The organism is Citrobacter sp. Cpo100 (assembly GCF_030332595.1).
Lineage (GTDB): Bacteria > Pseudomonadota > Gammaproteobacteria > Enterobacterales > Enterobacteriaceae > Citrobacter > Citrobacter portucalensis.
In genome coordinates, this window is sequence record NZ_JAOWHM010000035.1 from 440,030 (window position 1) to 453,470 (window position 13,441).

Consider the following 13,441-nt stretch of genomic DNA (forward strand, 5'->3'; position numbering starts at 1 on the left):
TCAGACCCAACACCTCTAATGATTAATTTTTGAGCAACCCTGACCCACGGGTAAGTATTTCTGCAACGCTACGATAAATTTCCGGTTTTTTGTTTTCAACTCACTACTATGCCAGGTTTCCCCCGGTAACACATAACGCATGGTGGCTTCATCATCAGTTGAGTGACACCCCTGGTGTACGATAATTTTGAAAAAAGTATTCCCTGTGTTTTTCAACGTCCCGTTTATCTCATCAATGGTGTAGGCCAGGTTCATTTTCCTCGGACGAACGACCAATATGGTATCCATAGCGATCACCGGGAGAGCCTGTCCGCCTTTCCCTTGATTACGCTCGGTAAACAGCGTTATCGGCATTTCACGAAACAGTATTCGGTAATAGCGTTCTTTATCATCCTGCGGGCCACGATAGAAAATCTTAAAAAACTCACTTGCCTGCGGTGCCAGTGAAAAACGGAGCGGAGTAAACAAAAGTTCGCCTTCGGCAATAGCACTTCTGTTTTCACCTCCCGGTCCCGGTTTATCTATTTTAACTGCACTAATACTGTACACGTTCTGTTTCTGGCTATCGTTATAGATTCGTTTACTGATAAATGATTTATCCGATGGCATCTCATAAATAGTCGACTCCAGGTAGACGGCGTGAGCGGAGAACACCGTTAGCCCGGAAAGCAAGACCAATATCCATCTTAGCGCCAAACGACAGTGGCTCATGGCGTCACTCCCACCCAATTCGCCGTCACTTTTATCTCTCCGCTGGCACTGACAACACCTTCCCAATCCGCACCGGAAACGGTCAACATCGAACGCGAATCATTCATTGGGAAAAGCAATTTTAAATCAGTCGCAAAGTAGGTTCCATCATCTGTATTATTTGCGTCCCAGGGCGTCTGTTGCCATTGCGCATCTCTCATGCTGATCGCCGCTTCACTACAGCTATTTCGTTTCTGTACCACACCACCCGACTGACTGTTGTACTGAAGAAAGGCGGGAATTGGGACAGATAACCCACCTTGCGTAGAAGTGAACAGGCAATAAGGCACATTGTTTATCGTCGTACTTTCCCCAATAACTTGTGCGGTAATGCTATCAGCCTGACGAGGCCCCGAGACCGTCACGGTGTAATCCATCTCAATCGGAGCGGTCTCGCCAATTGTGCCGCTGCCGCTTGCCGAGGTGCTGTTATCCGATGAGATAATACTGATCCCATATTCCTTTGGAACAATATTGAGCTGTAGCGAAGGCGTAAACTGGTAATACCCCGACTCTGGCGTCACGCTATTTGTAAAAGCAAATGTAAATGGTTGGCTGTTGGTGATACTGACGCCACGATCCACCATATTTTTCAGGAATGTTTTCGACAGAAAAACATAGACATACTCACCACTATTACTAAAAATATTATAATAAACCGACGTCGAGCTAAAGTTAGTCCAGGTTTGACCATCACCAGAATATTTTATTGTGGCAGCCGCAGGCGTAAAACCGAGCAAACCGCTATCCGCGTACATACGAATACGTAGTGAAGCCGTCAGATTGCTGGTTTGATTTAAATTATATGAAATCATCTTACAGATAACACCATCTTCACGACTGACCACACCCAGCTCACAATAACCACTATCTTTAGTGATGCTCGGGGTGCCATCACTGGCAACCCATAACTCCTGAAATGCATTGGTAGAAACCAAAGATAAATGACCTATTTTATTTAATGTATAAGGTCTGATATACCAATTACCGCTGCTCTGGTCTTTACAACGTTGCCCAGCCGCATAATCATAGTCAATCGTGGTTCGACAAAAATTAAGGTTATATGTCTCTGCGCTTCCGACCGACATATTGCGAAAGTATTCATACGCCGAGTCTGTCAGCGATGCAAAACCATAATATCCACCGGCTATCCCGGATCCGGTTGCTTTGGTGTGATAAAAACCAAATTGATCGGTTAGCTCGGCAGCAATATAGCCAGATGCAGGGCAATTAGCACCAGTGGTGCAACGAATACCCCGGAATGGTTCACTGATTGGTGAATTATCAATCCACATATCTTTATAATATGAGGTATTGGCTACCCAACCAACGATACCCATATATCCCAGGCTATCCTGGTCGTTTCCATATTTTACCCAGGTGTTCGACCCACTAATGCGAGGATCGAGAGAGGACGGGGTAATAAAGTATTCGTTATCAACATTGTTTTCTATAAACAAATAGTTGTTGTTGACCGCCGCCTGAGTGGAAGCCGAGAGCGCCCAGGCGGATGGAGATAACGCGGCAAAGACACAGCCGAGAATAAGGGAAAGAGATTTATTCATTATTAATACCTTATCGTTGTGCCATCGTGGTTTGCGTTGCACATTTCACATCGCCAACCCACGCAGCGCCGCGTGCTTTTTCCAGATCCAGATCGGCTTCACATACCCTGCCATTGGCAGAAATTAACGTAATAACCGGATACTTTTTATCAATATCGATAGCAAACTCACCTTTTGCATCCGTACGTGTTTTACCGATGTGGTTATGAATATCGGTATTTGTAGCCAACTGTCCATCGGGATAACGAATGCGACCGAATACGGTGACCATGCTTTTCACTTCAGGGTTGATAACTCCCACGTTACCCGGATATAGCGTCAGTTCCTGTTTGCGCCCTGAAACAATATCGAAGCTGTCTTCAGAATTTTTATCATTAAGGATCTCCAGCTTGTACTGAGCATAGGGCGGCAGTGCAATGAAGTTTGATTTACCGCTGAGACGATAATTGCGGTTATTAATCTTCGCAGCCAGTTTCCCCTCGCCGGTCAAATCTGTTTTTACGATAACGCCAGAACGCTGCCTCTCTTTACTCAGACCGAAGTCTTTACCTGCCCATGCCAGAGAACCTTGGGAAGAGAAGTTCATATTGGTGGAGTTGTCAGCAGAACGTGTTACCGATACGGTGCCAGCGTTATATTTCGTGTCATAACTTAGATTGCCGTTTACCGAATAATTATTGTCGTAATACTGTTCACCACTCAGACGCGTTGATGCAGATAATCCGACCGATTTAATCGGCCCTTCAGCATACTGTTTTCGTGCACTGAGATTACCCTGGGTGCTGCCATAGCGATCTCGGGAGACGCCCATGCTCAACCAGGTCGCCAACGGCAACGATAAGTCCAGGCTGACATAACGTTCCTGTCGCCCATCGTCATTTCGGTTGTTGTAGTAATAACGCTGAATTCCTGCACGTAACCCAATCGTGGCATACCTTCCAGAATAAAGAGTCGTGTTGTAATCCAGATTACGGTATTTATTGCCTGAGTAACGATTCTCCGTCTGACTAACAGTGAGTGAACCACCATGAGGAATAAACTTTCCGAGGTTAAGAGTTCCGCCAATGGAATAGTTATCACGCTCCTGCATAGGCAAGCGATCGCCAATTTTACTGTCTTCACGAGATGCCCAAAGGGAACCATATCCCTCAGGGACATTGAGATTAATGTTACTGATGTTTCGCCATGATGAATCGTTCGCTACCAACATCTGATTGCCAATACTGACGTATTCATTCACATTCAGCGTGACATCCGTTTCATTAACCGCATTGTTATCAAAACCGTAGATCGTTGATTTCAGGCCCAGTCCCGACAATATCGCCAGCGTCACCGATGCGGCCCCCCCGGCAATCCAGGTCTGCTCATTACCCAAATCCTGATAGTGGTTACGCTTATAGCTCACCCGATCATAATCCAGCGAACCCCCAAAAAACTGCCATGAGAGCTGATGAACTCCGGCAGCTTGTTGGCGAGCAAAGATCTTATTAACCCGGCTGACACGACTATTAATTGTCCGCCCATTGACCACGATATCTACCGTGACGTCGTACACACCATACGGAAAGCGACTGGTATCAATTTCATAGCTGCCCATATTAAAGTTCTGCACGCTGAGCAAACGTCCATCGCGGAAGACATGAACCTCACCAGCGGCTGGCAAAAATACGGTAATCGGCGTGAGTGAAAGCGCGGTATTCTCAACAACCGTACTTCCTTTGTTCCCGTAGCTCGCACCGTAAATTTTCCCACCATTCAGCGCATTCAGGCTGGCAATAGACTGGACATTCCATGTATCAAGCATCCCCAGCGCCAGTCGATACCCTTCATAATCGCGCTCATACATCGCACGATAAAGTTTACTGGTACCATTGCTGTCACCGATACCGTAAAACGAACCGTTAACATTAATGTGGTGCTCCCGCAGCGATGTTGTATTGTCCATCGTCAGATAGCTGCGGGTACTGCTGCCATTTCGGTAATCGTTGTAGTAGGTACCAAAGTTGTAGTTCAGGACGTTAGACAGAGTTTCAACGCTGGAAGGCCCAAGCAAGCTACTGCGCGCGACAATCGCTTCAGTTAACGCATCTTTGCTGACAATCATCTCCAGGTGAAATGATGAGACATTAAGTTGCAGTCGAGCATCATCTGACAGTTCAATATTCGTATTATCGTGAAACTTTACATCACGGATTTTTTCCACTAACGCGCGGGTTTTCTCGGATAACACAGCATTATTGGGCAATTCAGCAAGAGTCAGTGCTTTAACTGTAATATTGCCATCAACAAGCGAAATCACCGCATCGGCAATTTTTTGCTGACTTTTCTCATCAGTCTCGTTGTAACGGATATAAACCGGCACCGTCATTCCCTGCTCCAGTGAACGGGCGAAAGCGCTGGGAATAACGTAATTACCCACTTTTACTGGGGCTGCATGTGAAGTTCCTGGTGTCAGCGCAAGAAAAAGACAAATGCTACCGCCAACAATATATGTTGTTGTCATATGCATCCTTACAATCCGGTATTTTTATTTTTCCCGTACAGATGGCTGCTATTGACCATCACTTCACTGTAATAAACTGCTTACCGTGCCAGATACCGATGCGTGAGCGGCTATTACTAATGTCGGTGAACTGCAGTTTTATTTTTGTACCTGGCATAATGTAATAACGTTCACGACAGCCCCGCCCCTGATCGCGAGCATTATCTTTGCAAGCCCCATAGGCGATTACTCGAAATGAAACATTGCCAGTATTGCTAATAACATCACCATTACGGTTATATTCAAAACGCTCTTTTCGCGGCGCAACGACCAGGATTGTGCCAATTTCTGCTGACGCTGTCGCAACAGCTAATTTATTGGCCCGGGTTTCCGCGCTCTCGGTGACTGGCTCATCTATCCATTGCAGACGATAATAACGCTCGACATCATCAACTGGCCCTTTATAAAAGAAGCGAAAAACATCCTTTGCCTGACCAGGCAGAATTAGATTGGCAGGCGTAGAGAGTAATTCCCCGGAATTAACGGGTTTTATTTCGACTCCGCCCGCTAAAGGTGATGACAGTTGTTTTACCGATACGCTGACATAACGAGCCGAATCTGTCGTATTAGTGATTTCTTTCGATAATGAACTCTCAGTAGAAGTCATTATCGACGTGATATCACCGACGTTAATTGCCCAGTTGGAAAAAGATATTACCAACCCTACCAACATTGCTGCCGGTAAATATTTATTCATGACACCATTCCTGATAAGTTCGGGAGAAGTTCTCCTCCCGAACTTTTATTTCTTAGGCGGACGGAGTCGTCCAGGTTGCATTGAACTGTACTTTTACATCCCCAGTCCAATAGCCGTCTGGCAGTGCAGAGTAATCCGTTACCGGCGTGCTACCATCAGAAGTCGCAGACGCAATGGTGAATTTGAAGTTGGATTGATCGCTGACGCGGTCAGCACCGTTGTAAGCGCCATCAGCCATCAGGCTTTCAAGACCAGAAGTCGAGCTGGAATTTACCAGGACAGTATCTGATGAATTAGTCAACGCGGTGCCATTCCATGCCACCCCTACGTTCAGGGTAGACGCATCACCACTGGCGTTGGCCAGAGTATTGCTAATAATCTGAGCGGTCAGTTCAAAATCAGTTGCCGTTTCCTGGCCCTGAATAGTCACATCAAACGCGCCATCCTGGGAGTTGAAGCCATTCAGACCTTCCGCATACTGGAAAGTCAAAGAGTTCAGCGGAGTGACGACCAACATGCTGGTGGTATCTTTTGTTGCCGTCGCGTCCCACGAGGCCGTTGCAGAAGCAGTGACATCTGCCATTGCATTTGCCGCAACAAATACAGACGCCAGAGAGGTCACTAATAATAATTTTTTCATTTTTATCTTCTCCTAAGAACAAACTCACCACCGAGTCTTATTATTAAGTCACTCCAGCGGTTCCATTAATTGCGAGCCAGAATTGCCGCGCCCAAAAATTATCATTTGAATTAAGTAACATCTCAACAAACCCTGAAACGCAAAAATTACAAAAAGACTAAGAATTTTCCCACTAAAACGATAATCTAAGAAGTTTCCTAAGTTTAATTTACTTAAATAACACCATGAACCAGAACTATCACCCAAATAAATAAGACAAATCAAACAATTCATCTTTTTTATGTTTTTGATAAATATCAAAAAGATCATACAAATACCACGAGAGCAAAACCCTTACAAAACATAAAGATAATTAACACCTCCATAGTTTCTCTATAATGCTTATTATTTGTTGCAATTATGCTAAATTTTTAACGCCGCAAGAAAATTCTCATGATATATCCATTTGCGAGGGAATATTCTTATAAAAAAATCATTCACCTACAGAAACTACATTCTAATTGATAATTATTTGACAAAATTAAAACCAGGAATTTTCCATATAAAATGAATATTCCTGGCTTATCAGGAGAGATAATGATTATCGTTAAATAGAAAATTAGATAAAACGTTTTAAACCAAGATAACTATTAATAGTTACGGTACGTACCCTATGTAAGGTAATCAAATTCTGCTGTTCAAGTGATTTTAATGAGCGGCTAACGGTTTCAATTTTAAGATCGAGATAACTGGCAATTTCCTCGCGAGAAAATGGCAAGCGAAGCGTCGTTTCTGGCCTGCCGATGCGCAAATGCATCTCGTAAAATTCCACCAGGAAAGCCGCGATCCTGGCCTCAGCATGTTTATTCGCATAGCGCCGCAGTTTTTCAACAATGAATCCATTATCCCTGCAGAGAAACTTGATGACTGCGGCAGCAACCGAAGGCTCCTTCTCTGCTACCTTGAACAACCGCGCAATATCAATGTGGCAAACTTCCGCAGCCGTTGCCGCCTTAATCGTTGTCAGGTACTTCCCCTCTTCGACAGCATCCAGCGCCATGATATCTCCCGGAACATAAAAGCGGCTGATAAAAACGTTATCGCCACATTCCACGCTGGACTTGCAGTACCCCTCATGGATAACAAAAAGCATATCCGCGGTTTCATCCTGCCGAGCGAGTATCTCCCCAGCTTTAAACCGCCTTCTTTTGTCTATTAATTTGTATTGATTATCACGATCAATCGCCGCTCCCTTTGGGCACAGCGAACAATGACGGGGAGGAAACGGGTTGCCAAGCGGCACAACAGGAATGCTAAGTTTGTGAATATCCGATTTCACGCAACAACTCCTCATAAAAATGAGATTGATTCTAATAGATCGGGCCATGGGAACAATACGTGAAACGAAGACCAGGAAAATTCATGCAGGCAGGGAAAATTCTGTGATCCGCAGCCTTCCAGGCGCCAGAGAATGCATAGGTCAGAACCAGACGGGTGCGGATGATGTTAAAAACGCAGGATAAAAAATGCGGCAGCGGGGTGAAGATTAGAATTAACTGGGTGATGCCTTAATAGCTTTTTAAATCAGATGGCTATTATTACATCACCCAGTTTCATTTACGCACGAATCGTGTCGTCACCGAAGCCAACCCACTTATATGTGGTCAGTGCTTCCAGTCCCATTGGGCCACGTGCGTGCAGTTTTTGCGTGCTCACCGCCACTTCCGCACCCAGTCCGAACTGGCCGCCATCGGTAAAACGAGTAGAGGCGTTTACATACACGGCAGAAGAGTCCACTTCATTCACGAAACGGTTGGCGTTGCTGAGCGTGCGCGTCAGTATGGCGTCCGAGTGCTGGGTACCGTGTTCGCGAATATGGGCGATAGCACCATCCATATTTTCGACCACCACAACGTTCAGATCCAGAGACAGAAACTCGTTATCCAGCTCTTCCGGTTTTAGTGGCACCAGTTTGGCAGGGCCATGCAGAACCTGCATCACAATTTCATCACCGTGCAGCGTAACACCGCTATCCGCCATCTTTTGGCTTAACGCAGGCAGGAAACACTCAGCAATATCCTGATGCACCAGCAGAGTTTCTACAGTGTTACAGGTGCTTGGACGCTGGGTTTTGGCGTTAACGATAATCTTCAGGGCCGGGGCGATCTCCGCGGTATCATCAACATAAATATGGCATACGCCAATACCGCCGGTGATGACCGGGATGGTCGACTGCTCACGGCACAGCTTATGCAGACCCGCGCCACCGCGAGGGATCAGCATATCGATGTACTTATCCATCCGCAGCATTTCAGCGACCAGCGCGCGGTCCGGGTTATCAATTGACTGTACGGCAGCCGCGGGTAAACCGCAGGCTTCCAGCGCCTTTTGGATAACAGCCACGGTGGCGGCGTTCGTCCGGTAGGTCTCTTTCCCACCGCGCAGAATCACCGCATTGCCGGTTTTCAGGCACAGTGAGGCAACGTCAACGGTGACGTTTGGACGCGCTTCATAAATCACGCCAATCACGCCCAGCGGGACGCGACGACGCTCCAGACGCAGACCGCTATCCAGCAGGCCGCCGTCAATCACCTGCCCTACCGGGTCGGCGAGATTACAGACCTGGCGTACATCGTCAGCAATCGCTTTCAGACGCGCCGGCGTCAGCGCCAGGCGGTCGAGCATCGCTTCGCTCAGGCCGTTGGCTCGCGCCTGCTCAACATCTTGTACGTTCGCGCTGAGGATGCTTTCCGTTTGCGCTTCCAGCTCATCAGCAATGGTTTCCAGTACGCGATTTTTTTCGCGACTGGAGAGCAGCGCCAGCTTGTATGACGCGGCTTTGGCAGCAATGCCCATTTGTTCCAGCATATGCCTGTTCCTTAACGGGTGATCATGTCGTCGCGATGGACAGCAACCGGACCGTATTCATAGCCCAGGATGGTGTCGATCTGTTGTGAGTGGTGTCCGGCAATACGGCGCAGCGCGTCGCTGTTATAGCGGGTGACGCCGTGGGCAATATCGCGCCCTTCGAGATTGCAGATGCGGATCACTTCACCACGAGAAAAGTTACCTGTCACGCTTTTAATGCCTTTTGGCAGTAATGAGCTGCCGCGTTCCAGAATTGCTGCGGTCGCGCCCTCATCGACGGTAATCTCTCCGGCAGGCGGAGCGCCGAAGATCCAGCGTTTACGGTTCTCCAGCGGAGAGGCTTGAGCATGAAAACGCGTCCCAACGGAAACGCCTTCCATCACGTCGCCAATCACGCCCGGCTTGCTGCCTGCGGCAATAATGGTGTCAATCCCGGCGCGGCATGCGACATCGGCGGCCTGCAGTTTTGTGCCCATGCCGCCGGTTCCCAGACCTGAGACGCTATCCCCGGCAATGGCGCGCAGCGCATCATCAATGCCGTGCACGTCTTTAATCAGCTCAGCCTGCGGGTTGGTGCGTGGATCGGCGGTGAACAGCCCCTGCTGATCGGTCAACAGCAGCAGCTTATCGGCTCCAGCCAGAATTGCCGCCAGCGCGGAGAGGTTGTCGTTATCGCCGACTTTAATCTCGGCGGTCGCTACGGCGTCATTCTCATTAATGACAGGAACAATGTTGTTATCCAGCAGCGCGCGGAGCGTATCGCGGGCGTTGAGGAAGCGCTCTCTGTCTTCCATATCTGCACGCGTCAGCAGCATCTGCCCGATATGAATACCGTAAATCGAGAACAGCTGTTCCCACAGTTGAATCAGTCGGCTCTGCCCGACCGCCGCCAACAGCTGTTTCGAAGCTATCGTTGCCGGGAGCTCCGGGTAACCAAGATGCTCACGTCCGGCGGCAATCGCACCAGAGGTAACGATAACAATACGATGCCCTGCGGCATGGAGCTGCGCGCACTGGCGAACCAGTTCTACGATGTGGGCGCGGTTCAGGCGGCGGGATCCGCCCGTTAACACACTGGTGCCAAGTTTTACCACCAGCGTCTGGCTGTCACTCATGATTCTCTGCCATTCAAAATTGGGGAAAATGATATCAAACGAACGTTTTAGCAGGACTGGCCCCGGTTGCCAACAACCAGCGCACAAAGCATGAAATTTTATTGCGCAGGATCAGCAAGCGTAGCGGCAGATTTTGACGCATTTATTACAGAAACAAAAAAACATCCTTTTTTAAAAATATTCTTACTTTGTCATAAAACGTTCATTGCCAGACGTTAAAAACCCTCCTGTCTTTTAACGGGGATCACACCCAGTGAATATTAGCGCGTACTTTTAATCAGGAATGAAAATGAAAAAGAGCACTCTGGCATTAGTGGTGATGGGAATTGTTGCGTCGGCATCCGTACAGGCAGCGGAAGTGTATAACAAGAACGGCAATAAGCTGGATTTGTACGGCAAAGTAAAAGCCATGCATTACATGACGGATTATGACAGCAAAGATGGTGACCAAAGCTATATCCGTTTAGGTTTTAAAGGTGAAACGCAAATTAACGATCAACTAACCGGTTATGGTCGTTGGGAAGCAGAGTTTGCCGGCAATAAAGCTGAAAGCGACTCTAACCAACAAAAAACACGTCTGGCCTTCGCCGGTGTGAAATTAAAAGATTTTGGCTCGTTTGATTATGGTCGTAACCTGGGTGCGCTGTATGACGTGGAAGCCTGGACCGATATGTTCCCGGAATTTGGTGGCGACTCCTCCGCACAGACCGATAACTTTATGACCAAACGCGCCAGCGGTCTGGCAACTTACCGTAACACCGACTTCTTCGGCGTCGTGGATGGCCTGGATCTGACCCTGCAATACCAGGGTAAAAACCAGGATCGCGATGTGAAAAAACAGAACGGCGACGGTTTTGGTACTTCTGTTACTTATGACTTTGGTGGCAGCGATTTCGCGGTGAGCGGCGCTTATACCAACTCCGATCGTACCAACCAGCAGAATCTGCAAACTCGCGGTACGGGTGATAAAGCTGAAGCCTGGGCAACCGGCTTAAAATATGATGCTAACGATATTTATATTGCGACGTTCTATTCTGAAACACGCAATATGACGCCAATTTCCGGCGGCTTCGCCAATAAAACACAGAACTTCGAAGCGGTTGTTCAGTACCAGTTTGACTTTGGTCTGCGTCCGTCACTGGGTTATGTGCTTTCTAAAGGGAAAGATATTGAAGGCGTCGGCAATGAAGACCTGGTGAATTATATCGACGTGGGCGCAACGTATTTTTTCAACAAAAATATGTCCGCGTTTGTTGACTATAAAATCAACCAGTTGGATAGCGATAATAAACTGGGCATCAACGATGATGACATCGTTGCTGTCGGTATGGTCTACCAGTTCTAATTATACCCGTCATATTTCAAGCTGCATGTGCGTTGGCTTTCCTCGCTCACCCCAGTCACGTACTTATGTACGCTCCTGGGGATTCGCTGCGTCGCCGCCTTCCTGCAACTCGAATTATTTAGGGTATAGCATAAAAAAATGCCGGATGGGGTTGCGCCGCCATCCGGCATTTTACTGTTCATTATGCCGTTAACTTAACCGGTTCATCCTTAAAGTCGTCAGCAGGTTCCAGCGCCAGATTCAGCGTCGTTAACAAGCCACGTAATTTTTCATGGAATTCACGTAAGGTGTATTCCAGTCGCTCTACCACTTCAGTCTCTTTCACCGGCACCGCCGTCCAGTTACCGTCTTTATCAAACAAACCAAACTGATAGCTGTACGTGAAACGTTTTTCCTGCGCCTCCAGTTCCATCCACCAGCCCCAGAACTCGCGTTTCTCAGGGGCGGGTTTCACGTTGACGCAAACAGCCAGACAATCGAAAAAAAATCGATTATCTTCGCACTGCCCTTCCCGGATATACGGGCCAAGCGCGGTGAATTTCTTGATCAATCTACTTTTCGGATGCCCACTCGGTAACGTCATTACGATCTCCTTAGGTGAAGCACCTGTTTTACCAAATCGCTAAAATTTAGCAAACTTTTAACACAATCTCTGATTGATCCAACCGGTTATTTCCTGCAGCCCTTTGTCAAAATTGCGATACACCGGGTTGAAGGGGATCTCCAGTAGCTTACCGTCTGAAGATGAAGATGTGATTAAACGTGACTCTTCTTCCGGGCTAAACGGGTCGTTCTTCCAGAATCCTGAGAGCATTGGCGTCGGGCAGCGTCGACCCAGCAGGCCCTGCACTTTTAATGAATAGCGATTAAGCTCAACGCGCAGCGCTTCATCGGAGGCGTCGTGCATCCCCAGGCGGCTGGCCAGAACGTCAAGGTACATTTCCGGGACGCTCGCCTGACGCTGCGGGTCGCTAAGCAGCGCATGAACCACTGGCCCCAGACAGGCCACCGCCTTCAGCCGTGATGATTCCAGATACGCCAGGCGTACCGCCACGTTAGCGCCAAAGCGGAAACCGAAGGCCGCCACGCGGGTGTGATCCACCCAGGGAACATTAGGCAGCGCTTTTAATACATGCTGATGCAGCAGGCTGGAATCCTGAGTCAGTTTCCATTTTGACGAGAACCCAACCGACGGCATGTCCAGCGTCAGCATGGCTATACCCCGTGGGGCAAAATAGCGCTCATACAGGGTGTAGTAATCCGTTTGCATGGAATCGAGACCACCACACATCAGCACCGTCGGGAACGGACCGTCACCTTTTGGCATATGTAAGAAGCCGGTGATCGGCGCACCGCCAGCGACGGGAAACTCCATCTCACGCAGCGTGCCCGGCAATCGCTGTGCGGCCTCTTCATAGGCGCGATTCGCCAAAGCCTGTGCCTGCTCTGCCAGCTCATCGCCTTTCAGGTGTGGGTAAGCGGCAATGTTGTACAACGTAGACGCATGCAGCCAGTGGCGTCCGCTCACCTGCGGATCCTCTTCCATAGACGCTTTCTGTTGCCAGTCCATCGCCTGCTTCGCCCACTCATAGATCCAGTTCCCACCGCGATAGCCGATAACCGTATCGTAGAGTTCTTTATCTGTACGCTCGGCTTCGCTCATCACGATACGTGCCTGCACCTCAAGGATTTCGCGTGGGTCGACGCCGCGCCAGATCCACATCAGGCGATTCACCATGCGATACCAGTGCGGAATGGTTTTGCCATCCAGGGCAGATTGTACGGACGGCTGCGCGCCGTGATTAAAACGACGAACCAGTGTTGACGTTTCAGGGTGTTTGAAGCGGGGTTTAAACAGGACTTCGCTGAGGTTAGCCTGTGACATGATTGCAGCCTCCATGAGTACTCACTAAGGCATAGTGTAACCTGACACAGCACAA

Annotated in this window: 11 protein-coding genes; 1 reads left to right on the forward strand and 10 read right to left on the reverse strand. The window is 48.4% G+C overall.

All coding sequences use genetic code 11. The annotated features are described in order from the left end of the window. Nucleotides 1-15 precede the first annotated feature (15 nt). From OGX96_RS14520 to proB, 8 genes are all read right to left on the reverse strand, one after another. A complete protein-coding gene (locus OGX96_RS14520; protein ID WP_149607816.1) occupies nt 16-711 on the reverse strand; it encodes a fimbrial biogenesis chaperone in 696 nt (231 codons plus the stop codon). After that, the gene (locus OGX96_RS14525; protein ID WP_191238840.1) at nt 708-2,315 is read right to left on the reverse strand and encodes a fimbrial adhesin EcpD family protein; all 1,608 of its coding nucleotides are present in this window, start codon (nt 2,313-2,315) and stop codon (nt 708-710) included. Before OGX96_RS14525 ends, OGX96_RS14520 begins: the two co-directional genes overlap by 4 nt. Before the next feature lie 10 nt (nt 2,316-2,325). After that, nucleotides 2,326-4,818 (reverse strand): TcfC E-set like domain-containing protein, encoded by a 2,493-nt coding sequence (locus OGX96_RS14530; RefSeq protein ID WP_286583451.1) that lies wholly within the window; start codon nt 4,816-4,818, stop codon nt 2,326-2,328. 58 nt (nt 4,819-4,876) lie between these two features. Beyond that, nucleotides 4,877-5,554 (reverse strand): EcpB family pilus assembly chaperone, encoded by a 678-nt coding sequence (locus OGX96_RS14535; protein WP_286583456.1) that lies wholly within the window; start codon nt 5,552-5,554, stop codon nt 4,877-4,879. A gap of 52 nt (nt 5,555-5,606) precedes the next feature. Continuing rightward, the gene (gene ecpA / locus OGX96_RS14540) at nt 5,607-6,194 is read right to left on the reverse strand and encodes a common pilus major fimbrillin subunit EcpA (RefSeq protein WP_286583458.1); all 588 of its coding nucleotides are present in this window, start codon (nt 6,192-6,194) and stop codon (nt 5,607-5,609) included. Between the two features lie 598 nt (nt 6,195-6,792). After that, on the reverse strand, nt 6,793-7,512 hold the full coding sequence (locus OGX96_RS14545; RefSeq protein WP_286583461.1) for a Crp/Fnr family transcriptional regulator: 720 nt from the start codon (nt 7,510-7,512) through the stop codon (nt 6,793-6,795). Nucleotides 7,513-7,790: 278 nt separating this feature from the next. After that, entirely contained in the window at nt 7,791-9,041 is a 1,251-nt protein-coding gene (proA, locus tag OGX96_RS14550; protein WP_286583463.1) for a glutamate-5-semialdehyde dehydrogenase, read from the reverse strand. An 11-nt stretch (nt 9,042-9,052) separates the two neighbouring features. Next, nucleotides 9,053-10,156 carry a glutamate 5-kinase gene (gene proB, locus OGX96_RS14555; protein ID WP_003031373.1) on the reverse strand — a complete coding sequence of 368 codons (1,104 nt, stop codon included), beginning with the start codon at nt 10,154-10,156 and terminating at the stop codon, nt 9,053-9,055. 289 nt (nt 10,157-10,445) lie between these two features. Here proB and phoE point away from each other — a divergent pair, with 289 nt between their 5' ends. Then, on the forward strand, nt 10,446-11,501 hold the full coding sequence (phoE, locus tag OGX96_RS14560; RefSeq protein WP_153687913.1) for a phosphoporin PhoE: 1,056 nt from the start codon (nt 10,446-10,448) through the stop codon (nt 11,499-11,501). Nucleotides 11,502-11,682: 181 nt separating this feature from the next. On the opposite strand, the gene crl is transcribed toward phoE, so the two are convergent. Next, nucleotides 11,683-12,084: a sigma factor-binding protein Crl gene (crl, locus tag OGX96_RS14565; RefSeq protein ID WP_008783790.1), complete on the reverse strand. Its 402-nt coding sequence runs from the start codon at nt 12,082-12,084 to the stop codon at nt 11,683-11,685. A gap of 57 nt (nt 12,085-12,141) precedes the next feature. Then, complete coding sequence (gene frsA / locus OGX96_RS14570) at nt 12,142-13,386, reverse strand: esterase FrsA (protein WP_048214870.1); 1,245 nt, start codon at nt 13,384-13,386, stop codon at nt 12,142-12,144. Nucleotides 13,387-13,441: the final 55 nt, after the last annotated feature.